This window comes from Sphaerisporangium sp. NPDC049003 (genome assembly GCF_043197795.1).
Lineage (GTDB): Bacteria > Actinomycetota > Actinomycetes > Streptosporangiales > Streptosporangiaceae > Sphaerisporangium.
In genome coordinates this window covers 50,919-72,293 of record NZ_JBICTU010000016.1, presented here as the reverse complement: position 1 = coordinate 72,293, position 21,375 = coordinate 50,919, and the positions used below count along the sequence as shown (strand labels likewise).

General features: G+C 68.8%; 26 protein-coding genes. 8 read left to right on the top strand and 18 right to left on the bottom strand.

Features of this window, described 5'->3' with window-relative positions:
- Window positions 1–160 precede the first annotated feature (160 nt).
- The 5 genes from ACGFIV_RS19010 (at window position 161) to ACGFIV_RS18990 (ending at window position 4,651) form a co-directional block, all read left to right on the top strand.
- On the top strand, window positions 161–817 hold the full coding sequence (locus tag ACGFIV_RS19010) for a hypothetical protein (protein WP_358550042.1): 657 nt from the start codon (window positions 161–163) through the stop codon (window positions 815–817).
- Between the two features lie 13 nt (window positions 818–830).
- On the top strand, window positions 831–1,463 hold the full coding sequence (locus tag ACGFIV_RS19005; protein ID WP_358550044.1) for a hypothetical protein: 633 nt from the start codon (window positions 831–833) through the stop codon (window positions 1,461–1,463).
- Window positions 1,464–1,709: 246 nt separating this feature from the next.
- Complete coding sequence (locus ACGFIV_RS19000; RefSeq protein ID WP_358550046.1) at window positions 1,710–2,192, top strand: GNAT family N-acetyltransferase; 483 nt, start codon at window positions 1,710–1,712, stop codon at window positions 2,190–2,192.
- A gap of 479 nt (window positions 2,193–2,671) precedes the next feature.
- Window positions 2,672–3,652, top strand: coding sequence for a glycoside hydrolase family 11 protein (locus ACGFIV_RS18995; RefSeq protein ID WP_358550048.1), 981 nt, complete (start codon window positions 2,672–2,674; stop codon window positions 3,650–3,652).
- A 261-nt stretch (window positions 3,653–3,913) separates the two neighbouring features.
- A complete protein-coding gene (locus ACGFIV_RS18990; RefSeq protein WP_358550050.1) occupies window positions 3,914–4,651 on the top strand; it encodes an SDR family NAD(P)-dependent oxidoreductase in 738 nt (245 codons plus the stop codon).
- 24 nt (window positions 4,652–4,675) lie between these two features.
- Here ACGFIV_RS18990 and hpnH read toward each other — a convergent pair whose 3' ends face one another.
- The 7 genes from hpnH to ACGFIV_RS18955 form a co-directional block, all read right to left on the bottom strand.
- A complete protein-coding gene (gene hpnH / locus ACGFIV_RS18985; protein ID WP_358550052.1) occupies window positions 4,676–5,680 on the bottom strand; it encodes an adenosyl-hopene transferase HpnH in 1,005 nt (334 codons plus the stop codon).
- Window positions 5,677–6,303, bottom strand: a complete 627-nt coding sequence (locus ACGFIV_RS18980; RefSeq protein ID WP_358550054.1) for a hypothetical protein — start codon at window positions 6,301–6,303, stop codon at window positions 5,677–5,679. The genes hpnH and ACGFIV_RS18980 overlap by 4 nt, the downstream gene beginning before the upstream one ends.
- Complete coding sequence (gene shc, locus ACGFIV_RS18975) at window positions 6,300–8,201, bottom strand: squalene--hopene cyclase (RefSeq protein ID WP_392836423.1); 1,902 nt, start codon at window positions 8,199–8,201, stop codon at window positions 6,300–6,302. Before shc ends, ACGFIV_RS18980 begins: the two co-directional genes overlap by 4 nt.
- Entirely contained in the window at window positions 8,198–9,628 is a 1,431-nt protein-coding gene (hpnE, locus tag ACGFIV_RS18970) for a hydroxysqualene dehydroxylase HpnE (protein WP_358550057.1), read from the bottom strand. The genes shc and hpnE overlap by 4 nt, the downstream gene beginning before the upstream one ends.
- Window positions 9,577–10,434 carry a presqualene diphosphate synthase HpnD gene (gene hpnD, locus ACGFIV_RS18965; protein ID WP_392836419.1) on the bottom strand — a complete coding sequence of 286 codons (858 nt, stop codon included), beginning with the start codon at window positions 10,432–10,434 and terminating at the stop codon, window positions 9,577–9,579. The genes hpnE and hpnD overlap by 52 nt, the downstream gene beginning before the upstream one ends.
- The gene (gene hpnC / locus ACGFIV_RS18960) at window positions 10,431–11,282 is read right to left on the bottom strand and encodes a squalene synthase HpnC (protein ID WP_392836416.1); all 852 of its coding nucleotides are present in this window, start codon (window positions 11,280–11,282) and stop codon (window positions 10,431–10,433) included. Before hpnC ends, hpnD begins: the two co-directional genes overlap by 4 nt.
- Window positions 11,283–11,482: 200 nt before the next feature.
- Window positions 11,483–12,256, bottom strand: coding sequence for a polysaccharide deacetylase family protein (locus ACGFIV_RS18955; protein ID WP_358550063.1), 774 nt, complete (start codon window positions 12,254–12,256; stop codon window positions 11,483–11,485).
- 23 nt (window positions 12,257–12,279) lie between these two features.
- On the opposite strand from ACGFIV_RS18955, the gene ACGFIV_RS18950 reads away from it, so the two are divergent.
- Window positions 12,280–13,422, top strand: coding sequence for a glycosyltransferase (locus tag ACGFIV_RS18950; RefSeq protein ID WP_392836412.1), 1,143 nt, complete (start codon window positions 12,280–12,282; stop codon window positions 13,420–13,422).
- Here ACGFIV_RS18950 and ACGFIV_RS18945 read toward each other — a convergent pair.
- The 6 genes from ACGFIV_RS18945 to ACGFIV_RS18920 all read right to left on the bottom strand — a co-directional run bounded on the left by ACGFIV_RS18945 (window position 13,346) and on the right by ACGFIV_RS18920 (window position 17,587).
- Window positions 13,346–14,212 (bottom strand): DMT family transporter, encoded by an 867-nt coding sequence (locus tag ACGFIV_RS18945; protein ID WP_358550067.1) that lies wholly within the window; start codon window positions 14,210–14,212, stop codon window positions 13,346–13,348. The genes ACGFIV_RS18950 and ACGFIV_RS18945 overlap by 77 nt on opposite strands.
- Window positions 14,209–15,090 carry a DMT family transporter gene (locus ACGFIV_RS18940; protein WP_358550069.1) on the bottom strand — a complete coding sequence of 294 codons (882 nt, stop codon included), beginning with the start codon at window positions 15,088–15,090 and terminating at the stop codon, window positions 14,209–14,211. Before ACGFIV_RS18940 ends, ACGFIV_RS18945 begins: the two co-directional genes overlap by 4 nt.
- 231 nt (window positions 15,091–15,321) lie before the next feature.
- Window positions 15,322–15,873 carry a hypothetical protein gene (locus ACGFIV_RS18935; RefSeq protein WP_358550071.1) on the bottom strand — a complete coding sequence of 184 codons (552 nt, stop codon included), beginning with the start codon at window positions 15,871–15,873 and terminating at the stop codon, window positions 15,322–15,324.
- Between the two features lie 552 nt (window positions 15,874–16,425).
- Window positions 16,426–16,632: a DUF397 domain-containing protein gene (locus ACGFIV_RS18930; RefSeq protein ID WP_358550073.1), complete on the bottom strand. Its 207-nt coding sequence runs from the start codon at window positions 16,630–16,632 to the stop codon at window positions 16,426–16,428.
- A complete protein-coding gene (locus tag ACGFIV_RS18925) occupies window positions 16,623–17,450 on the bottom strand; it encodes a Scr1 family TA system antitoxin-like transcriptional regulator (RefSeq protein ID WP_392836406.1) in 828 nt (275 codons plus the stop codon). The genes ACGFIV_RS18930 and ACGFIV_RS18925 overlap by 10 nt, the downstream gene beginning before the upstream one ends.
- Window positions 17,447–17,587 (bottom strand): hypothetical protein, encoded by a 141-nt coding sequence (locus ACGFIV_RS18920; protein ID WP_392836392.1) that lies wholly within the window; start codon window positions 17,585–17,587, stop codon window positions 17,447–17,449. Before ACGFIV_RS18920 ends, ACGFIV_RS18925 begins: the two co-directional genes overlap by 4 nt.
- Before the next feature lie 186 nt (window positions 17,588–17,773).
- Here ACGFIV_RS18920 and ACGFIV_RS18915 point away from each other — a divergent pair, with 186 nt between their 5' ends.
- Window positions 17,774–17,983 carry a hypothetical protein gene (locus tag ACGFIV_RS18915; protein ID WP_392836403.1) on the top strand — a complete coding sequence of 70 codons (210 nt, stop codon included), beginning with the start codon at window positions 17,774–17,776 and terminating at the stop codon, window positions 17,981–17,983.
- A gap of 152 nt (window positions 17,984–18,135) precedes the next feature.
- Here the strand turns inward: ACGFIV_RS18915 and ACGFIV_RS18910 are convergent, their stop codons facing one another.
- From ACGFIV_RS18910 to ACGFIV_RS18890, 5 genes are all read right to left on the bottom strand, one after another.
- Window positions 18,136–18,471 (bottom strand): helix-turn-helix domain-containing protein, encoded by a 336-nt coding sequence (locus ACGFIV_RS18910; RefSeq protein WP_392836400.1) that lies wholly within the window; start codon window positions 18,469–18,471, stop codon window positions 18,136–18,138.
- Entirely contained in the window at window positions 18,468–18,839 is a 372-nt protein-coding gene (locus ACGFIV_RS18905) for a type II toxin-antitoxin system RelE/ParE family toxin (protein ID WP_358562187.1), read from the bottom strand. The genes ACGFIV_RS18910 and ACGFIV_RS18905 overlap by 4 nt, the downstream gene beginning before the upstream one ends.
- 459 nt (window positions 18,840–19,298) lie before the next feature.
- Window positions 19,299–19,505, bottom strand: a complete 207-nt coding sequence (locus ACGFIV_RS18900) for a DUF397 domain-containing protein (protein ID WP_358562184.1) — start codon at window positions 19,503–19,505, stop codon at window positions 19,299–19,301.
- On the bottom strand, window positions 19,496–20,323 hold the full coding sequence (locus ACGFIV_RS18895) for a Scr1 family TA system antitoxin-like transcriptional regulator (RefSeq protein WP_392836395.1): 828 nt from the start codon (window positions 20,321–20,323) through the stop codon (window positions 19,496–19,498). The genes ACGFIV_RS18900 and ACGFIV_RS18895 overlap by 10 nt, the downstream gene beginning before the upstream one ends.
- Entirely contained in the window at window positions 20,320–20,460 is a 141-nt protein-coding gene (locus ACGFIV_RS18890; RefSeq protein ID WP_392836392.1) for a hypothetical protein, read from the bottom strand. Before ACGFIV_RS18890 ends, ACGFIV_RS18895 begins: the two co-directional genes overlap by 4 nt.
- Window positions 20,461–20,646: 186 nt before the next feature.
- On the opposite strand from ACGFIV_RS18890, the gene ACGFIV_RS18885 reads away from it, so the two are divergent.
- Complete coding sequence (locus tag ACGFIV_RS18885) at window positions 20,647–21,087, top strand: ATP-binding protein (protein ID WP_358560341.1); 441 nt, start codon at window positions 20,647–20,649, stop codon at window positions 21,085–21,087.
- The last annotated feature ends 288 nt before the right edge of the window (window positions 21,088–21,375 follow it).

The following is a 21,375-nucleotide window of genomic DNA, read 5'->3' as shown; positions in this document are numbered from 1 at the left end:
AGGTTGAGCGATCTCTGGACACCGCCGGATCCGGGGCCCGGCTCTGTCGGATCGACGACGCGGCCGGGTGGGGTGCGGCCGTACCATCGATCTGTGGCCGCGGCGGGCGGTCAGGGGCGGGGGCCCTTCCTGAGCGTGTCGACCTCTGAAGGCGGCGAATGTGACGGGAACGTCTAGGGGCAAGCCCTCCATCGCCGTCTTCGGGGCTGTGCGGTCGTGGATCCAGAGGAAGCCGGTGGTCAACGGCTCGGTGGTGGTCGCGGGGATGTCCGGGGCCATCGGACTCGCGCTGGCGGCGGCGCAGGCCTTCGGCGGCGGCGCCCCGACCTCGGCGTCCGCGCCCGGGCGGGCGTCCGCGCCCTCTCCTCACCTCTCCGCCGCCCCCACGCCTTCGCCCTCCGCCACCGAGGGCCCGCAGGACCCCATCGTGCGGTCGGTCACCCTGCGGGGCCCGGGCCTGCCTGTCTTCCGGCCAGGCCATGTGGAGCTGGCGGCGGGATCCTCGCTGAGGATCGTGAACAGGTCGGCGAGGAGCTGTCCGGTGACGGTGGTCAGGGCGGGCTTCTTCGCACCGCCTGACGACTACCCGCCTTCGCGGGGGTACGGGACGTCGCCGTTGCCGCCCGGCGGCAGCTATGTCATCGATTTCCCGAGCTATCCGGCGCTGTCGGTTCCCACACTCGGCGTGCCGGCGCGGCGGGTGACGATGGCTCCGCCGGTGGTGGTCGAGGGTGTGGTCTGCGGCTCCGACTTCTCCGGCTCCAGAGCGCTGGGCGACGCACCTGGTCTGCTGGTGGTCGACATCAGAACCTACTGAGGTTGGTGAATTGGTGAAGTGGCGTGGCGCGCTGTTCCGGCGGCTCTTCCTCGCCGACTTCTCCGCGGCGTTCTGGACGGTCGTCAGCGGCGTCGTCTCCGTGCTCGCCCTGCTCGTCAGCGTGTACTCGATGACGAGGGGTGCCGAGCCCAGCGCTTCGAAGGCCGAATTGGACCGCAGCCGGCGGGAGGTCGCGTCGCTGGATGCCCGTGTCCGGGAACTGGAGGCACAGATGTCGCCGCATCCGACTCCGAGCCCCATGTCCACGGCCTCGGCGCCGGCCCGCACGCCGCGGCCTTCTCCGCCGGCTCCTCCAGCCAAGCCGTGCATGTCGCGGACCCGGTCTCCTGACTGCACCATCAAGATCCACGGTGGGCGCCAGGACTTCGCGCCAGGCTCCATCTCGGTCTTCAGGGGCGCCGTGCTGTGGTTCCGCAACGCGTCCGGCACCGTATGCGCTCTGCACCATCGCGAGGCGATGGAGTTCGCGGTGTGGAAGACGAAGCCGGACGCGGTCATCGTCCCGCACGGTCCCGCGTTCAAGATGGGATTCCCTGACACGTCGTCCTTGGGCCCGTTCCACTTCTGGTGCGACGCGAACCCCGGAGCTGTGAAGCACCCGAAAATGCTGATCACAGTGAACTAGCCCGTCGATATCGCGCCGCTCCCCGTTCTGGGCCACGACTGGTTCGCCGGACGGAACCGACATGGGCCCCGGGGCCCGATGTCGCCCGCCGGTTGGCGGAGCGCTCTGTCAGGTGTCCAGGTACAGTGCCATGCCGACGATGGAACTCAGTTCGTCCCAGCTAGCCGCGCGTGTCGGCCGAGCTCGGGGTGAGCTCGGGGCGTCGTCACCACTGAAGGGCGCTGTCGCAGAGAAGGACGTATCCAGATGGAACTTCGCCGTGTTTCCTTCGGTCATCCGGACGCGGTCAAGCTCAACGACGTGGTACAGCGTGAGTACGCCGAGCGGTATCAGAGTCAAGGTGACATGACGCCGCTGGAGCCGGCCATGTTCGAGCCGCCGCATGGCCTCTACCTCATCGCGTACGACGAGAACGGCACCCCGCTCGCCACCGGCGGCTGGCGCGCCCAGGAGGCGGATGAGTGGGGCTATTCGGACGGCGACGCCGAGATCAAGCGCATGTTCGTGGTCGAGGAGGCGCGCCGTCGCGGTCTCGCGCGTCGCATGCTGACCGCTCTGGAGGACGACGCGCGTGCCGCGGGACGGACGCGGATGGTTCTGGAGACCGGCACCGAACAGCCCGAGGCGATCGCGCTCTACACCTCCGACGGCTACGAACCCTGCTCCAAGTTCGGTCACTACCGCTACGAGGTGCGCAGCCGCTGCTTCGCGAAGCCCCTCCAGCCCTGAAGGCCGGTTCCGCTCACGTCCAGCGGGGGAGACCGGCGCCCATGCCTCACCTCGCACCCCGCGGAAGGCCGAAAGTTCAATGAAACTTTCGGTGGCGATCGCTGGGATCTGATCATGCGACAGAGGCTTTCATCGGCCTGCCTCTAACTCGATCAGCCAGGCAGATCAATTGACCAGGATAAATGCCCCTGAAAGGGGGTTCTGATCAAGATCAGGTTTCCGATATGTTTCCGAAAGTTATTGACAGTTTGACAACCTCAGACACATAATTTCGCCATCGACAGACCTCGACCACTGTCGATCCGGGTCCCGCCGCGACCTGGTCCTCCGGTCGTCGACCGTACGACGACCGGCCATCCCTCCGCCGCGTTGTACGCCGACGCGCGGCGGTCGTCACCCTGTGCTACCGACAGCCCTCGCCGGGTTGTCTCACGCTGCCCGGCCTCCCGGCCGGCCTTCACGAGGAGGAAGCAACGCACATGAACGACGCCCCCGCCCGCCCGAAGGGCCGCGGACGCACCAGGCTGCTCTTCGCCCGTGCCTGCGCCGTGGCGCTGGCCGCGGCCATCACGATGGTGCCCGGCATCGCCGACGCGGCCGTGACCTCGAATCAGACCGGCACCAACAACGGCTATTTCTACTCGTTCTGGACCGATAGCCCTGGCACGGTATCCATGGAACTGGGATCCGGCGGCAATTACAGCACCTCGTGGCGCAACACCGGGAATTTCGTCGCCGGAAAGGGCTGGAGCACCGGCGGACGCAGGACCGTGAACTACTCGGGCAGCTTCAACCCGTCAGGCAACGCCTACCTGACTCTCTATGGGTGGACCAGAAACCCACTCGTGGAGTACTACATCGTCGACAACTGGGGCACCTACCGGCCCACGGGGACGTACAAGGGCACGGTCACCAGCGATGGCGGCACGTACGACATCTACCAGACGACGCGAGTCAACGCGCCCTCCATCGAAGGCACGAGAACCTTCAATCAGTACTGGAGCGTCCGGCAGTCGAAGAAGACCGGCGGCACGATAACCTCTGGCAACCACTTTGACGCGTGGGCCCGTAATGGAATGAGTCTGGGCAGCCACGATTACATGATCCTCGCCACAGAGGGATATCAAAGCAGCGGGAATTCGAATATAACCGTGGACGGATCCACCTCCGGTGGTGGCGGCGGAGGCGGTGGTGGTGGCTGCACCGCGTCGCTGTCCGCCGGCCAGCAGTGGAGCGACCGGTACAACCTCAACGTCTCGGTCTCCGGCGGAAGCAACTGGACCGTGACGATGAACGTGCCGTCCCCAGCGAAGATCATCGCTACCTGGAACATCAGCGCCAGCTACCCCAGCGCCCAGGTGCTGACCGCCAAGCCCAACGGCAACGGCAACAACTGGGGTGTGACGATCCAGACGAACGGCAACTCGACCTGGCCGACGGTCTCCTGCAGCGCGAGCTGACCTCCGGACACCCGGAACACCGCACCTGTGGCGCGACGGCCCATGGCCGCCGCGCCACAGGACCGCCGCCCTGATGGCGGGAGGGTGGGCGCGGGGCGGGATATGTGGCCTGGGCATGAGAACCGACGGAGGTGGAAAGTAAGCCGACTATGAAGAGCGCTGTTTCCGGCAGAGGGAGTGCGGGGTGAGCGCCGCTGCCGTGGGGGCCGGTGTCTTCCTCGGAAGCAGAGAGTGGTCGTACGTCAAGGGGTTCGGAACCTCATGAGACTTTCCGGCGCGACCGTGTTGATCACGGGTGCTTCTTCGGGAGTGGGCGCGGCGACCGCGCGGACCGTGGCCAGAACCGGTGCGCGGCTGGTTCTGACGGGACGTGACCGGACGCGCTTGGAGCGTGTCGCCGCCGAGACCGGCGGAGTCGCCGTCGCATGCGACCTGGTGACGGATGCCCACCTGCTCGCCGAGCGTGCGGGACCCGTGGATGTACTGATCAACAACGCCGGGGTCGGCTGGGCCGGGCCGTTCGCGCGGATGCCGCATGACGCGCTCGACCGGCTGGTGGGAGTCAATCTGACGGCCCCGATCCGGCTCACGCGTCTGCTCGTTCCCGGCATGGTCGAGTCGGGCCGGGGACACATCGTCTTCGTGGCCTCGATCGCCGGCATGGTCGGGGTGTCGCACGAGGCGGTGTACTCGGCGACCAAGGCGGGGCTTGTCGTCTTCGCCGAGGCGCTACGCCACGAGCTCCGTGGCTCTCCCGGGATCGGCGTGTCGGTGGTGCTGCCGGGTGTGGTGGACACGCCCTTCTTCGATCGGCGCGGCGCCCCCTACGATCGTCGCCGGCCCTCGCCCATCCCACCGGAGCGAGTGGCGCGCGCGATCGTCGCCGCGATCCGGCACGAGCGGGCCGAGTCGTACGTGCCGGGGTGGCTGCGCGTGCCGGCCCGGCTGCGGGGTGCCGCGCCGGGGCCCTTCCGCCGCCTCGTCCGGCGTTTCGGATGAGGCGGCTGCCGCCTTCGGCGAGGGTCAGCCGTCGCGTATCGCTCGTAAGGACTGTTTGAGGGAGCCGAGAGTGGCGAAGATGGCGGTGGGCTCGTATCCGCAGTGCGCCATGCAGTTGGCGCACCGTGGATCGCGCCCGCGACCATAGGAGTCCCACTGGGTCTCCTCGACCAGTTCCTTGTACGTCCGGGCGTATCCGTCGGCCATCAGGTAGCACGGCCGTTGCCATCCGAACATCGAGTACGACGGGATCGCCCAGGCCGTGCACGGGAAGTCGGTTCGTCCTTCGAGGAAGTCGAGGAAGAGGGGCGAGTGGTTGAACCGCCACCTGCGGCGGTTCCCACCGGCGAAGGCCTGGCGGAACAACTCGCGTATCTCTCGCACCCCGAGGAAATGCTCCTGATCCGGGGCCTTCTCGTAGGCATACGCGGGAGAGATCATCATCTGGTCCACGGCCAGGTCGTCGTTGAGGTAGTTGAGCACGTCGATGACCGTCTGCGGGCTGTCGGTGCTGAAGAAGGTGGTGTTGGTGGTGACGCGGAAGCCACGCCGCCGGCATTCGCGTACGGCGGCGACCGCCTCGTCGAACACGCCTTCCTTGCAGACGGACGCGTCATGGCGCTCGCGCAACCCGTCGATGTGCACCGTCCACGCGAAGTACCGTGACGGCGTGAATTCGTCGATCTTCTTGGGGATCAGCAAGGCGTTGGTGCAGAGGTAGACGTACTTCCTGCGGGCGACGAGCTCCCGGACGATCTCCGCGATCTGCGGGTGCATGAGTGGCTCGCCGCCCGCGATCGACACCATGGGGGCGCCGCTCTCCTCGATGGCGGCCACGGCCTGGTCCACGGGCATGCGCTGCCTCAGGACGTCGGCGGGGTGCTGGATCTTGCCGCAGCCGGCGCACTTGAGGTTGCAGGCGAACAGCGGTTCGAGCTCGACCAGCAGTGGGAACTTCGCCCGTCGCCGTAGCCTCTGGTAGAGGACGTAGCCGCCGACGCGCAGGCTCTGGCGAACCGGAATCGTCATGACCGCACTTCCTTCCCGTCCGAGAACCGGATCTCCCGCACCATCCGGGGATCTATGCCTGCGGCCCAGCGCGTGAGGACCGGGCCGATGCGTCGCAGCGCGCGATGGGCCAGAGCACCGCCACGTAGGGTGGCCAGGCTCAGCAGCGGCGCGCCGGGAGTGTCGACGATGACGCGCACCGCCGCCAGCGGGCGACCGGCACAGGCGGCCGCCAGCGGCCCGGTCTCCATGTCCACCGCATGCGCCCCACCGGCGGCGAGGTGGGCGCGCTCGGCCCCGGCGACCACGTGGTCGCAGGTCAGCAGCCGCCCGGTTCGAGCGGGCAGGCCGGCGCGCGCCAGTTCCTCGGCCAGTGGCGGCGCCGACGCGCAGGCGAACACGCGGTCCCCGAAGCGCACCTCGCTCGCCACCAGCACGTCCCCCGGGCGCAGACTCGGGTCGATCGCGCCTCCGAATCCCACCACGGCCAGGACGCCGTACCCCGGCAGATCGGCCGCCGCGCGGGCGGCCAGGCGCACCCCGGGGCCGGTACGGATCACCTGGACCCCCTTGGACGCGGCGAGGCCGCGCCGGACGGCCCGCGCCTCGATTCCCAGCGCGGTGCAGATCAGCAGGCCGGTCACGACGGCACCTGCGATGTCCCGACCGCGCCGCCGGCACGCACGTACCGGCCGAGGGCGCTGATCGGGAAGACGAGGCGATAGAGGTGGTAGTTGATGTAGAAGTCGCCGGGAAATCCGGTTCCGGTGTAATAGGGCTCGTCCCAGGTGCCATCCGGGCGCTGGTGCTCCACCAGCCACCCGACGCCCCTGTCCACGGCGGCCGAACGGTCGCCGGCCGCGAGCAGGGCCAGCAGTGCCCATGCGGTTTGCGACGGCGTGGACTCCCCGCGTCCGATCCAGGCGGGGTCGGTGTAGGAACGCAGGTCCTCGCCCCAGCCGCCGTCGTCGTTCTGGTGATCGCGCAGCCAGGCGACGGCCCGCCGTACGCAGGCCGCCTCCGGTCGTACACCGGCCGCGACCAGGGCGGGAACCACCGCCCCTGTGCCGTAGACATGGTTGGCGCCCCAGCGGCCGAACCAGGAGCCGTCGGCCTCCTGCGCCTTGAGCAGCCAGACGACGGCGCGCCGCAGAGTCTTCGATCCGGCCGGTCGTTCGTGGGCGAGCGCCTCGACGACATGGGCGGTGACGTCGGCCGACGGCGGGTCGATGACCGCGCCGAAGTCGCAGAACGGCAGCTTGGCGCACAGTGCGCGGGTGTTGTCGGCGTCGAAGGCGGCGAAACCGCCGTCGCGCGAGGCCATCGCGGTCATCCAGCGAACAGCGCGGTCGATCGCCGGCCGCGCGCCGGGGCGGTGCGTCCGGCGAAGCGCGAGGATCACCTCGGCCGTGTCGTCGGTGTCGGGGTACCCGTCGTTGTCGAACTCGAACGCCCAGCCACCCGGCGGCGGCGAGGGCCGCCGCACGGCCCAGTCGCCCGGCCCCCTGACCTCCTGGCCGAGCAGCCAGTCGGCGGCCTCGGCGACGGCCGGGTGATCGGGGGCGATGCCCGCGTCGAGAAGCGCGTTGACCGCCAGCGCGGTGTCCCACACCGGTGACTGGCAGGCCTCCAGCCTGCGGCCTCTGTCGTCCCGGATCGTGAACCGGTCCAGCCCCTGGATTCCCCTGCGCATGACGGGATGGTCGATGTGGTACCCGGACAGGTTGAGCGCTATCAGGGAGTAGACCCAGGGCGGCTGGATGCCGCCCCAGGAGCCGTCGGCCTCCTGCCGCGCCACGATCCACTCGGCGGCGCGCCTGAGCGCCGCGTCTCGCGGGCCTTTCACCGGGTCGCGCTCGTAGCGGTGCAGTAGCCGGTCCAGGGCGCGGAACGTCCCGTCCCACCCCAGGCCCGCACGCGGCCGTACGGTGCGTCCGGTGCGCAACTCGGCGAGGTCGAACGGGAGCGGGCGCACGGGCCGGTGGGCGCTGACCACGGTGAGCGGGACGATCGTCTGGCGCGCCCAGCAGGCCCAGTCGTAGACGTTGAGCGGGAACCACGACGGCAGGAACATCATCTCCGGGGGAAGGACGGGCAGTTCCTCCCACGGCCACTGACCGAACATGGCCAGCCAGATCCGGGTGAACACCCGTGCCGCCTCAAGGCCGCCGGCCTGCCGGACGAACGCGGCGGCGGCGCGCATGTGCGGGGCATCGGCCGGGTCGCCGGCGAGCCGCAGCGCGGCATAGGCCTCGACGGTGGTGGACAGGTCCGGTGGGCCGCCGTGGAAGTTGGCCCAGGTCCCGTCCGCGCGTTGCTCGGATCGGATCCAGCGGGCCGCCTCGGCGGTGTCCTGCCGGCCCCGGATGCCGAGGAACTCGCGCAGGAGCAGGTCCTCGGCGTCCATCGTCACGTTCGTCTGCAGTTCTCCCTTCCACCATCCCTGCGGAGAGCGCAGGCCGATCAGGTGGTCACACGCCGCGCCGAGGGCCAGATCGGCGCCGGACGCCGTCTTGGGCCTGGAGGCGTCGAGCGTGGTCATGTCAGCCGTCCCGGCATGGCCTCCGGCGCGGCCGGCGCCGGCTCGGTCGTCCGCGCGGCCTCCTGCCGCAGGTGCCGCCCGGCCAGGCGGGCCGCGTGGAGTCCGCTGCGCACGGCTCCCTCCATGGTGTCGGGCCAGCCCGTGTCGGTCCACGCGCCGGCGAGGTACAGGCAGGGCCACCGGGTGGCCGCCGCGGGGCGAAGCGCGCCGCTTCCGGGGCCCTGGCGGAAGGTGGCGCGACGCTCCCTGGTGACGAAGAAGTCGGTGAGCCGTGCCCGGGAGGGAAACAGCCGCCGGAGTTCGGGGACGAACTCGGCCCGGATCTTCTCGACCGGCATGTCGATCCATCGGCCCGCCGCCGACACCGAGACGGCGAGGTACTGGCCCCGGCCCAGCCCCGCGACGGCGGTCTTGTCGAAGACCCACTGCACGGGCGAGTCCACGACGGCCGCGAACGGCACATCGGTGACCGGCCGGTCGTACACGGCGTGCACGTTGACGATCGGGCTCGCATCCAGGCCGCTCCAGCGGTCCCGGTCGGGCGCGGCGTCCCGGGGGACGAGCCTGGCGGCCCGCTCGTGGGGTGTCGCCAGGATGACGGCGGAGGCCGCGATCCGGATGCCGTCCACGACGACCGCCGGGCCCGGCTCGATGGCGGTGACCTTCGCCGACAAACGCACCTCACCGCCACATCGCCGGATGGCGGCCTGGGCGGCGGTCCCGTGCAGGTCGCCCAGAGGCATGGCGGGAATGCCGATGTCGCCGGCGTCGGCCCGGCCGAGCAGGGCGGTTCTGAACACCTTCACCGCCGGTCCGAGGGCCGCCTCGTCGACGCCGACGTTGAGGGCCGCCACCGCGAACAGCTCCCACAGGGCCCGCCGGGCGGAGTCACGTTGCCCGTGTGCGGCCAGCCAGCTCCCGAGATCGGTCCGGTCGAGCTCGGGGTCGCCGGGGTCCAGCCTGGCCAGCGCGAGGGAGCCGCGGACCGCGCGTAGCCGATCGGCCGGTCGAAGCAGGGAGTAGGTCGCGAGAGCGGGCATCAGGTGGAACGGCCCGGGCAACGCGGACCGGCGCAGACGCCCCGACCGTCCCGCCGGGGTGAGGACCCGCAGGTCGAACCGGTCCTGGAGGCACACCCGTCCGGCGCCGCCGATCCTGTCGAGCAGACCCCGGTAAGCCGTGCAGCATCGCAGGAAGACATGCTGGCCGTTGTCCACGACCAGCCCGTCGCGCTCGAACGAGTAGGTCGCGCCGCCCAGCCGGGGGCGAGCCTCGTACAGCGTCGTGGCGTACCCGGCCTCTCCAAGGGCGACGGCGGCGGCGATGCCCGCGAGCCCGCCGCCCACGATCGCGACCGGCGCCGCCGGGGAGCCGCTCAGTTGCCGGCTCCCACCAGCGCGCGCGCCGCCACCATGGCCTTCTCCCACGCGGGCAGCGACGATCTGACGCTGAGCGCCTGGATGGGATGGGCGGCGACGCGGTCGAGCAGGGACCGGTAGATGCCGGCCATCGCCGCGGTGCACGCCGCGCTGCGCCGGTCGAGCATGGGCAGCAGCTCTGCCCCCCGCTCGTACCAGTCGCGCGCCCGGTCGGCCTCGAACCGGACGAGCCTGACGAGACGGTGCGGTGGATCGGTGAACCTGCCGCGGGAGTCGACGTCCAATGTGCATCCGAACCGTTCCAGGTCCTCCGACGGCAGGTAGACGCGTCCGGCCAGCCGGTCCTCGCGCACGTCGCGAAGGATGTTCGTGATCTGTAGCGCCACTCCCAGGGCGTCGGCCAGCGGCGCCGCGGTCCTAGGTTCCTGGGCTCCGAAGACGCCGAGTGAAAGGCGCCCGACCGATCCGGCGACGCACCGGCAGTAGTCCAGCAGGTCGCCGAAGCTCTCGTACGTCGCACCGCGCACGTCCGCGACGCACCCGTCGATCAGCTCCTCGAACGCCAGGAGCGGGATCGGATAGCGCCGCGCCGCGTCGTCGAGGGCGACCATGACGAGATCGTCGTGACCGGGACGTGCCTCGCGAAGCGCGGCACGCGCGGCGGACAGGCGGGCCAGCCGCTGTTCGGCGGGCCCGTCCATGTCGCCGATGTCGTCGATCCGGCGGGCGAAGGCGTACACGGCGCTGAGCGCCCGGCGCTTGGGGGCGGGCAGCAGCCGGATGCCGTAGGAGAAGTTGCGCGCCCGCACGCGGACGATCTGCTCGCAGCGCCTGTACGCGTGGGAGGCGGTCACCGAGTCACCTGCCTCGCGGTGAGAACCTGGAGCCAGGCGGCCAGCCATCGGCCACGACGGGGGCGGACGGTGCGTCCGAGCACGTCATGAGCGGACCGCTCCAGCGCGGTCACGGTGGCGTGGCCTCCCGCGATGTAGCCCGCGACCGCCATGCGGGCGTACCCGGTCAGCGAGGCGACGAGCGGACGGCCGTCGTCCAGCAGCCGTGCGGCTCGCGAGACCTGCAGGGCCACCACGCGGCGCAGCCCCGCCGAGGTGACGCGACCGGCCAGGTCGGCCTCCTCGCAGCCGAATCCGCGCAGGTCCTTCCCCGGTAGGTAGACACGGCCCCGCCGATAGTCCTCACCGACGTCCTGGCAGTGCTCGATGACCTGCAACGCGGAGCACACCCGGTCCGACAGCACGAGCCGCTTTGGAACCGCCATGCCGAAGACGTGCAGCACGATGTGCCCCACGGGGTTCGCCGAGAGCTCGCAGTAGCCGAGCAGGTCGTCGAAGGTGTCGTAACGGGTGACCGTCTGGTCGCGCCGGTTGGCCTCCACCAGCCGGTGGAACGGCTCGGCCGGGATCGCGCACGCCTCGACGGCCCGCGCGAGCGCCCCGACGGCAGGCAGGCGCGGAGCCGCCCCGGCGTACAGGCGAAGCAGATCGGATTCGACGGCGTCGAGCAGCCGCGGCCGGTCTTCGGGCTCGGCCTCGTCGCCGATGTCGTCCACGAATCGCGCGAACCCGTACGCCGCCCAAAGGTGCTCGCGGTGCCGGCGCGGCAGCACCCGTAGGGCCACCGGGAAGTTCTCGCGGCCGGCCTTCGATTCGACGTCTTTCCCGCAATCCTGCCGCGATGACATTTCTATGCGATTTCCATCGGCCCATGTCGCAAACAAGAAAAGCGCCGCCCGACGGCATTCATTGCCCCGCGTTGGCGGGGAATTTATACCGTCCGGAGCCTTCTACGCCACCCGCGATGACCGGCCCACGTTTTCGTGTCCATGAGGCCGAATGGCGGTTTGACGGCACGGGCCGGCGGAGATGGTGATTTCGAGCCGTATCAAGGAGGACCGCCGTGGCCGGCCTGTCGCAGCGTTCCCGGGTCACGACCCCTGGCGGCCGTCCCTGTGACGCCATGGTCACGCAACGGCCCGACGCGCAGTCCCATGGAACGGCAGCGGTCCACCAGCGCGGGCAGGGCGCCGAGCCCCGATCGCCAGGAGCCGGGGGCCGAGGTGTGGTCGGAGTCGTGGAGCAGCAGGGTCGCGCCGCCGCGCAGCCCGGGTGCCACGGCCGCAAGCACCGACGCCGGGCTCGCGGTGGCGGTCCAGTCCTTGCCCCACGCGGTCCACAGCACCGGGCGCAGTCCTCGCGCGGGGGCGGCGACCAGCGTCTCGGCGCTCAGCACGCCGTACGGCGGCCGGTACCACGCCGGGTGCGCGCCGGTGACCGCGAGCACGAGGGCGGACGCCCGGCCGATCTCGCTGGTGACACGGCCCGGGCACATCACCAGGGCGTTGACGTGCCGCCAGCCGTGCACGGCCATCTCGTGCCCGTCCGCGACGATGCGATGCCCAAGCTCGGGGTGGCGTTCGAGCATCTCACCGAGAACGAAGAACGTGGCCTGGCACCCGAGCCGTTCGAGCTCGTCGAGGAAGCGCGGGGTGGAACGGGGGTCGGGTCCGTCGTCGAAGGTCAGCGCCACGTGATCGGCGCTTCCCACGCCCGCCAGACCGGGCAGCCGGCGCCGTACGGCGGGCAGCCAGGTCCCCGCCGGGGCGGCGTGCAGCAGTGCCAGCCCCACCAGGGCCGTCGGCAGCGCGGCGGGTCGCATCGTCTCAGGCCCGACGGAGACCGATGGTGACGGCGGGCCGGCGCGTGCTGATCCTGAGCGCGGGCATGGGCGCCGGCCATGACGGGGTCGCCGCCGAGCTGGCCCGGCGGCTGGTCGCCGATGGCGCCGAGGCCGAGATCATCGATGTCCTCCAGTTGCTTCCGCTCCGGCTCGGCCCGATGCTGCGCTCGGGATACCAATGGGTGATCAGGCACGCGCCGTGGCTCTATGAGGCCACCTACCAGCTCTTCTTCGTCGCCAAACGGGCGCCGTCGACCTCGCCGCTGACGCTCCTGGCGGCGGCTTCCCTTGCCCGCCTGGCCGGCCGCCACCGGCCCGACGAGGTCGTCTCGACCTTCCACCTGGCCGCCCAGGTGACCGGGTGGCTCAGACGGCGCGGCCGAATCCGGGCGAGGAGCACGGTGCTGGTGACCGACTTCGCTGTGCACCGCCTGTGGCTGCATCCGGGCAATGATCGCTACCTCTGCCCGAACCCCGCCATGACCGGGCACATCACCGCCATGACCGGACGGCCGGCCCTGTGCACGGCCCCCGTCGTACGACCGAGGTTCCGGCCACGTGCCGCCGAGTGCGCGAGAACACGGGCCAGGATCGGCGCCGACCCCGGTGACCTGCTGGTCCTGGTGTCCGCGGGTTCGTGGGGAGCGGGTGCCGTGAGGGAGACCGCGCGCGTCCTGGCGAGCTCCGGCCGCTACAGGCCGGTCGTCCTGTGCGGGCACAATGCCCGGCTCCGGAACCGTCTGGGCTGTGGCGGGACGGTGCTGGCGCTCGGCTGGCGGGACGACGTGCCGGAGCTCATGTCGGCCGCTCACGCGCTGGTCGACAACGCCGCGGGGCTGACCTGCGTGGAGGCCTTCGCGGCGGGGCTGCCCGTCGTCTCCTACCGGCCCATCCCGGGTCACGGTCGCGACGGCGCGCTGGCGATGGCACGGGCGGGGTTCAGCGTCCACGCCCCCGACGCCGCGGCTCTGCTCGACGCCCTGGACCGGCTGCGGGACGAACGGCAACGCGATCTCCAGATCGCCCGGGCGTCGGCTCTGTTCACCTCGACGCCGGCCGTGGCCGCTCTCATGTCCGCTCCTGCTGACCTTCCACCCGCGTCCGCAGGGCCGGCGACTGGGCGAGCAGGAAGCTGCCATAGATGATCAGACCGATGCCCGTCGCCTCGGGGAGGACCCACGGGCCCGTCCGGACGTGCTCTCCGAACATCGTGGTCCCGTAGAGGATGCTGGCGACCGGATCGCTGATGGTCAGCGCCGGCTGCGCGGCCACCAGAGATCCGCTCTGAAGGGCGTTCTGGAGCAGGAACAGGCTGAACAGGCCCATGGCGACCATGGCATAGAGCTCCCAGGAGGTCGCCAGGGCCGCCGGATCCTCGCGCAAGATGGTAGTGCTCCGCTTGATGAAGGTGGCGGTGAAGGCGAAGCCGACACCGGTGGCGACTCCCAGCGCGGCCGCACGGGCGGCACCGGTGAGAGCCTGTCCGACGATCACGAGTCCGATGACGGTGCCGATGGTCGCGATCGCGGCCATCACCCACTCCGCCGAGCTGGGAACATGGCGTCCCGGCCCAGGCGCGGCGCCGGCGAGGAACACCGCGAGCCCGGCGCTCATCGCGGCCACCGCCAGCCATGATCGCCGGCCGAGCTTCACATGGAACACAAATGACAGCAGAACCATGGTGAACGGCAGTTCGCTGACGAGAACGGGCTGGACCAGCACCAGCCCCCCCGCCGACAGGGCCGCGGCCTGGAAGAGGAATCCTCCGATCAGCGCCGCGATCCCGCCGAGCCATACCGGACGGCGGACCAGAGTCAGGATGAGCGCGCGCCGGAACCCCGGCCGCACAGGCACCGACCGTGCCGCACGACGTTGCAGCACCGAGGCGACGGCGTTGCTCGCCGCGGCGAGCAACGCCAGTACCACGGCGATCACGTGCCATCCCCGTCCGGGTGCCGCACGACCTCCCACTCCGGCTTGGCCAAGAACGGGGACCTCCCCAGGATGACGATGCCCGTCACCATCGCGACCAGCCCGGCCGCCTCCGCCGCGAGCGCCCCCGGGGTGACCCGCAGGTGCTCGGAGAAGATCGCGACGCCCAGCGCGATCCCGGTGATCGGTTCCGCGGCGGTGGTGGCAGGCAGCGAGATCCGAAGCGGTGCGGCGTCGAACGCGCTCTGGTTGAGGAACAGCCCCACCACGGCGACACAGGGCAGGACGTACGGTTGCCAGGTCGCGACGACGGCATGCAGTCCCTCGCGCATCGTGAGCAGTGAACTGCGGGTGAGCACATCCTGAACTCCGTACAGAACTCCGGCGGCGGACGCCAGCGACATCGCCTTGCTAGGGAGAGAAAGCCGGAGTCCTACCAGGACGAACCCGGCGGCGACCACGACCGCCAGAAGCACCGCGAGCCACCGCATGGAACCCGGATGAGGCAGATGCCCTCCGTACGGTTGCCCGGAGAACAGGAAGAGCGCCACTCCTCCGCTCACCAGCACCGCGCCCAGACATTCCATGAGACCGAAACGTTCCTGGTAGATCACGTGCGCGGCGGTCAAGGCGAACAGCAGGTTCGTCGCGAGAAGGGGCTCCACCTGTGCCAGCCCCTCTGCCCGCAGCGCGACCGCGCCGAGGATCTGACCGCACAGCATCAGGCCGATCCCGGCCAGCCACAGAGGCGTGCGGATGAGATCCAGCAGCAGGCGCGGGCGCAGCATCTCCCCAAGCGGCTCGCGGTACGCCGCGTGCTGCTGGGCGACGTAGCCCAGACCGAGAAGGCACGCCGCGCCCAGGGATACCGCGATGATCACTGAACTGTCCTTGGCCAAGGGGCTCGTGCTCGGTGCGGGGCTGCTGGCGCCCCCTCTCCACCAGGTCGTTCTGCATCAGAACCACCGGCCAGCCTATCCCGGCCGCATACAGCCGGTCCAAAGGCCGCACCGGTGGCGTTTCCCTCTGACCCTGCGGTGAGGTCCACTGGCGGCATGAAACCGGTGCCGGCACCCCTGGGGGAACGCCACACACCGCCTCCCGCGCTGGGGTCACACGGTCCTCAGCCGCCACCCTTCGAGGTGGGTCGGCGCGATGGTGCTCTGCGGGTAGTAACCCCACTCCTCGCATTGATCGCCGACCACGGGTGTGCCGCTGCGGGCGGACATCACCCGCCACGCCTCGATGGCGTAGTTCACGTTGTATCCGTCCACGCCATATTCGGCGATCAACCGGGTTCTCGGCGGCACGTTCACCGTCAGGCTCACTCCGATGGAGGTCGTGCGGCTCATCACGATGCTGGAGCTGACGTTGGCGGTGAGATAGGCGCCCGCGTTCGCGCTGACCCCGGTCGTGGCCGAGACGCTGTAGGTCTGGGACCTCGATGACGAGATCGTGTAACTGACGGGCAGGTCGGTGCCGTTGTCAAGTTGCTGCCCGTCGCTGACGAAAAACTGCGGAGTGACGGACAGCGTCGTGTACCGATGTCCTTCCCAGATTTTCATTGACTTGTAGACGAAGATGAGCTTCCATTCGGTTATTCCGGTGGGGCAGGGCACGATCGCGCCGGCGTTGGCCGTGGTCGGAGCGACCACCGTGAACAACCCGGAGAGCAGGATCGCGATCGAGGTGATGCGACCGATCCGGGTGCGCCACCTGCGCCCCGCCCCTAATCGGTTCCGCTTCGCCGAACCGTCCCTCGGTATGTCCATGTTGCCCTCCCAGTGCTGATTTGACGCGGAAGCCGTATGGCGACAGGCCCATCTACCGGGCGTCGGCGTGCACGATCGAGAACGTCCGGAGCTCTGCGAACGGGGTCCGTCCGCGAATTCGTGGAAATGGGCCGGCGCCGACATCATCTACCGGCCCCCGAGCCTTGACTAGGGCCCAAATGCGGCCTGCGTACGAGCGGCCGAGGTGGCTGTGATCAAGGTGTGGGCTTCCCCGGTTTCCATCCGAAACGGGTTTCAGTGGCGCCCAGCCCGAACGGGTGCCGGGAGCGCCGCGGTCCCACCCCTGGCCATCCAGGTGAGCCGATCGCCTGGGTGGGCAGCCACGGTGCCCCACCCGAATTGGGCTTTGTAAGTAGGTTCTTCCATCCCGGACGGCCGGCCTGGACGTCACCGTGGGTGCCGCCCAGGCATGCTTCGGTCGGTTCATGCCAGGTGGCGGAGGCCACCCGTCTTGAGGCCGCCGATGAAGGATCGCCACTCGGCGGAAGCGAAGATCAACGGAGGGCCGTCGGAGTTCTTACTGTCGCGGACCGCGACCACCCCGGGCAGGTTGGCGGCGATCTCAACGCACTGACCGCCGTTCCCTGAAGAGCGCGATGACTTCCGCCACACGGCAGTGCTCAGGTCCATTCCCGTTTCACTTCCTCGATCATTTTGAGAGAGACACGCTCAGGATAAGCCCACAGTCGTATCGCTTCATATCGCTTTCGGATGGAGATCACGAATTCATGGTTGGTCGTGATCTGGCCCTGCACGGGCGAATCGGCGTGAATGGTGTCCGGCTGGTTGTCAGGTTGCTCGGCGATCATGAAAGGCCCCGCCATGCCTGGGAGACATTCGGGATCGACGAGTTGTATGGAGACGGTAGGTCGCTGGGCCGCCTCAAGTAGATAGTCGAGCTGATCTCGCATTACCTCAGGTCCGCCGACCCTGCGACGGAGCACCCCTGCGTCAATGAGCACCAGGACCAAGGGAGGGTTTTCTCTGTCGAGAACTCCCCGGCGAAGCATGCGGGCCTCGGTCCGCTCCCGTATCTGCTCTGGAGTGATCTGAGGCTCCTGGATGAATATGTGCCTGGCGTAGGACTCGGTTTGGAGGAGGCCGGGGATCAGCAAGGGGTCCCAGGAGCGGAGGACGAGGGCGTGGGGTTCGATCTCCTCGGCCCAGCCTCTGAACCAGATCGGTCCGCCTGCGCTCGCGATGATGCGCTGGCGCAACGTCGCGAAGTAGGCACCGCCCTCAGAGTCGAAGAGCCGGTCGAGTTTTTCGGCGTCGGATTTCGAGGGTGTCCGGGTGGCGGCTTCCAGGCGGCTGACCTGGGTCTGGGTGCACCCGAGGCGGGAGGCCACGGCGGCCTGGGACAGTTGCGCGGCTTCGCGCAGGTGGCGCATCTTGGCGCCGAAGCGCGCACGGGGTGATCCCTGGCCGGGGGAGGGTTCGACGCTCATGGCGTTCCTCTCGAAATAGAGAAAAACGGACCTTTCGGCTTGAGTGGCAATACCAGAACCCAGGTATCGATAAACCAGCGACTGTCATTACCGGTCATCTTCTGGGGTGCCGATCTGGCCATGTATTCATCGGTCACGAAGGCAGTCTAAGCACACGCCTTCTTTCTCCGGCAGGACGAGAACAGAAAGCGTTTCATCGTCCATGAATCAGGGGCAGGACCAGTGATGTGTGATCGAAATGGCGGGCCTCGGCGCTCTGACGGCCTTCAGTGGAGGTGCGGGGGCGGCAGTCCGTCGGCGTGCGAGCGGCACATGGTGATCGCATGAGGTCGGACGAGCAGGTCGTCCGGCACGGTGGCGAGGTGCCGGCACGCGGGTGGCGTGGAGACTTCCCCGGGGAGGACGCGTCCGTACCGGCGGCCCGTGCAAGGGCACGCGAGCTGCCGGCCGCGCGGATCGGGCTTACGGCGCTAGATGACGTGCTACTCCTGCTCACCGAGGTGATCACCAACGCGGTAACCCACTCCGGCTAACTTGATCGCATCCGCGTGGGATCGTCCTGCCACTACGGTGAGGCGGGTAAGTCGGTCCGGCTTCAGGTGGCGGAGTAACCGTGAGGCAGAGCCCCCGCGTCCTTGAGGGCCGCGGTGGGGCATTTGGACTGGGTCGCACGTCGGGGCTCGGGTTATGCGGCGTGGGTGTCGGTGCCGCGCAGGATGTAGAGGTCGTCACCGAATACCGCCGAGATCTGAATCTGCCCGCCGAGTGCCTGCACATAGCGGGCAATGGCGTCGACGGTGGATACCTCGCCACGCTCGATCTGCGAGATCCTGCTCTTGGTCACGCCCATCTGGTCGGCCACCTCCGTCTGTGACAAGCCCATTGTCTTACGCCGCTCGGCCAGTCGGTGGCCGTCAATGTAGGCCTGGTTACGCCGACGTGCCTGAGTCAGCGCTTCCTCGCCGCCGGAGTTCGCCACGATGCCGGCGCGGATGTCATTCCATTTGGGAAAGTTCGTCATCGGTCCTTCTCCTCCAGCTCGCGTTCCTTCAGATACTCCTCATACAGTTCTTCCGCGCGGGGGATGGCCCGGTGATACCAGCCGGACCAATCGCCGGACTTGTCACCGCCTACCAGCAGGATGGCCGACCGCCATGGATCGAACAGGAACAGGATCCGCATTTCGGAGCGTCCGGCAGAGCCCGGCCGTAGTTCCTTCAGGTTGTGGATCTGTGATCCTTCGAGCCTGTCGACCAGCGGTCGGCCTAACCCGGGGCCGGCCTGGGCCAGTCTGTCGATGGCGTCGACGACCTGAAGCCGGGAACGTTCGTCCAGCATGTTGATCCAGGCAAGGATCTCGTTGGTGACGCGGATCTCCCATTCCTCCACACTCGGAGTGTAGCAAATGCTCTACTTCGGAGTTGGGAGAAGTGGATGGGGCCCGGTGAAGAAGCGCCAAGGCCCCACCCTGCCGTCACTGGACCGCCCACGACGCTGTAGCCGTCGGGACGACCCCGATTTGGGTGGGGCACTGAGCTGTGACTGCGGGGTCAAGATGTGCGCCTGGTTGAGCAGTAGGGTTCGGTGGATATGCGTGGGGCCGGTCGTCGCTGTGCTCAAGGTGAGCTGCCCGGTATCCAACCGAACGGGTGCGTCAGTGGCGCTCAGCTCAAGCGGGTGCCGGGAGCGCCGCAACCCCCACCCCTGGCCATCCAGGTGAGCTAATCGCTCGGGTGGGCGGCAACGGTGCCCCACCCAAATGGGCGCCGGGTGGGCTGTATACGAAGTCCGTCCCGGGCAGTCGGCTTGGGCGTGACCGTGGGTGCCACCAAGGCCTGCTTCGGTCGGTCATGCCAGTTGGCCAAGACCGTCCGCCTTGAGGCCGCCGATGAAGGATCTCCACTCGGCGGAAGCGAAGATCAACGGAGGGTCGTCGGAGTTCTTACTGTCGCGGACCGCGACCACCCCGGGCAGGTTCGCGGCGACCTCAACGCACTGACCGCCGTTGTCCGAAGAGCGTGACGACTTCCGCCAAAGGGCGCTGCTCAGGTCCATTCCCGTCTCACATCCTCGATCATTTTAGGGGATACCTGCTCAGGATAGGCCCATGCCCGTACCGCTTCATATCGGTTCCAAATGGAAATTACGAATTCACGGTCGCTCGTGATCTGTCCCTGAACAGGTGAGTCCGCGTGAATGGTGTCCGGCTGGTTGTCAGGTAGCTCAGCGATCATGAATGCGCCTGCCAGACCGGCCAGGCAATCGGGATCGACGATCTGAACGGTGACGGAAGGTCGTTCGGCTGTTTCCAGCAGGTAGCCGAGCTGTTCACTCATCACCGTCGGTCCACCGACCCTGCGACGCAGCACACCCGCGTCGACGAGGACGAGGAGCAGGGGTGCGTCCTCTCGGTCGAGAATCTTCCGGCGGCGCATACGGGCCTCAACCTGCTTCTCCACCTCCTCGGTAGCGGCTCGGGGCCCACGGCTGAACAGTTGCCGAGCATACGACTCCGTTTGGAGGAGGCCGGGGATCAGCAAGGGGTCCCAGGAGCGGAGGACGAGGGCGTGGGGTTCGATCTCCTCGGCCCAGCCTCTGAACCAGATCGGTCCGCCTGCGCTCGCGATGATGCGCTGGCGCAACGTCGCGAAGTAGGCACCGCCCTCAGAGTCGAAGAGCCGGTCGAGTTTTTCGGCGTCGGATTTCGAGGGTGTCCGGGTGGCGGCCTCCAGGCGGCTGACCTGGGTCTGGGTGCATCCGAGGCGGGAGGCCACGGCGGCCTGGGACAGTTGCGCGGCTTCGCGCAGGTGGCGCATCTCGGCGCCGAAGCGCGCACGGGGTGATCCCTGGCCGGGGGAGGGTTCGACGCTCATGGCGTTCCTCTCGAAATAGAGAAAAACGGACCTTTCGGCTTGAGTGGCAATACCAGAACCCAGGTATCGATAAACCAGCGACTGTCATTACCGGTCATCTTCTGGGGTGCCGATCTGGCCATGTATTCATCGGTCACGAAGGCAGTCTAAGCACACGCCTTCTTTCTCCGGCAGGACGAGAACAGAAAGCGTTTCATCGTCCATGAATCAGGGGCAGGACCAGTGATATGTGATCGAAATGGCGGGCCTCGGCGCTCTGACGGCCTTCAGCGGAGGTGCGGGGGCGGCAGTCCGTCGGCGTGCGAGCGGCACACGGTGATCGCATGAGGTCGGACGAGCAGGTCGTCCGGCACGGTGGCGAGGTGCCGGCACGCGGGTGGCGTGGAGACTTCCCCGGGGAGGACGCGTCCGTACCGGCGGCCCGTGCATGGGTACGAGGGCTGCTGGCGCTGAGGATCGCCGCTCCGGCGCTGGACGACGTCCTGCTCCTGCTGAGCGAGGTGGTGACCAACGCGGTGGCCCACTCGGCGTCCGGGTGGACGGCGGACGGGAGGGTCATCGTACGGGTGGCCCTGGTCTCGCGGGTGGTCCACGTTGAGGTGACCGATGCCGGTTCGGCCACGAGCGCGCCGGTCGCGCGAGCGGCTGAGACGGACAGCGACGGCGGGCGCGGCCTGTGGATGGTCAACGCCATCGCGACCGCATGGGGGTCACATCACGACGGTGATCTTGGCCGGACCGTGTGGTTCCAGGTGACGGAGTAGCCTCCGTGTATTACGCGAAGCGGTGTATGCGAACAATCACCGGGTGAGCCGCCGCAGAATGGCGCCGTCTTCGCCGCACTGCGTCTCACCGTACCGGCGCCGAAATGAGAAGCCACCTGAGGGCGGGGGATGAGGCGCCGCCGGGGGCCTCAGGAGCGTCAGTCCAAACGATGGATGTCAGGAGCGCCATTTCAAACGACGCGTGTCAGGAGCGCCCCACCCTGCCCCCGCCACCCGGGCAAGTCACTGCTCGGGTGGGTAGCCCGGGCTTCCCCACCCAAGTGGGTG

What these genes read in the sequence shown, in the direction of transcription:
- ACGFIV_RS18990 (WP_358550050.1), top strand. Translation starts at nt 3,914, where the DNA reads ATGAGACTTTCCGGCGCGACCGTGTTGATCACGGGTGCTTCTTCGGGA.
- ACGFIV_RS18900 (WP_358562184.1), bottom strand. Translation starts at nt 19,505, where the DNA reads ATGGACCTGAGCAGCGCCCTTTGGCGGAAGTCGTCACGCTCTTCGGAC.
- hpnH (WP_358550052.1), bottom strand. Translation starts at nt 5,680, where the DNA reads ATGACGATTCCGGTTCGCCAGAGCCTGCGCGTCGGCGGCTACGTCCTC.
- ACGFIV_RS18950 (WP_392836412.1), top strand. Translation starts at nt 12,280, where the DNA reads ATGGTGACGGCGGGCCGGCGCGTGCTGATCCTGAGCGCGGGCATGGGC.
- ACGFIV_RS18955 (WP_358550063.1), bottom strand. Translation starts at nt 12,256, where the DNA reads ATGCGACCCGCCGCGCTGCCGACGGCCCTGGTGGGGCTGGCACTGCTG.
- ACGFIV_RS18930 (WP_358550073.1), bottom strand. Translation starts at nt 16,632, where the DNA reads ATGGACCTGAGCACTGCCGTGTGGCGGAAGTCATCGCGCTCTTCAGGG.
- shc (WP_392836423.1), bottom strand. Translation starts at nt 8,201, where the DNA reads ATGACCACGCTCGACGCCTCCAGGCCCAAGACGGCGTCCGGCGCCGAT.
- ACGFIV_RS18915 (WP_392836403.1), top strand. Translation starts at nt 17,774, where the DNA reads ATGAGGTCGGACGAGCAGGTCGTCCGGCACGGTGGCGAGGTGCCGGCA.
- ACGFIV_RS18895 (WP_392836395.1), bottom strand. Translation starts at nt 20,323, where the DNA reads ATGAGCGTCGAACCCTCCCCCGGCCAGGGATCACCCCGTGCGCGCTTC.
- ACGFIV_RS18925 (WP_392836406.1), bottom strand. Translation starts at nt 17,450, where the DNA reads ATGAGCGTCGAACCCTCCCCCGGCCAGGGATCACCCCGTGCGCGCTTC.
- ACGFIV_RS19000 (WP_358550046.1), top strand. Translation starts at nt 1,710, where the DNA reads ATGGAACTTCGCCGTGTTTCCTTCGGTCATCCGGACGCGGTCAAGCTC.
- hpnC (WP_392836416.1), bottom strand. Translation starts at nt 11,282, where the DNA reads ATGTCATCGCGGCAGGATTGCGGGAAAGACGTCGAATCGAAGGCCGGC.
- ACGFIV_RS18995 (WP_358550048.1), top strand. Translation starts at nt 2,672, where the DNA reads ATGAACGACGCCCCCGCCCGCCCGAAGGGCCGCGGACGCACCAGGCTG.
- ACGFIV_RS18885 (WP_358560341.1), top strand. Translation starts at nt 20,647, where the DNA reads ATGAGGTCGGACGAGCAGGTCGTCCGGCACGGTGGCGAGGTGCCGGCA.
- ACGFIV_RS18910 (WP_392836400.1), bottom strand. Translation starts at nt 18,471, where the DNA reads ATGACGAACTTTCCCAAATGGAATGACATCCGCGCCGGCATCGTGGCG.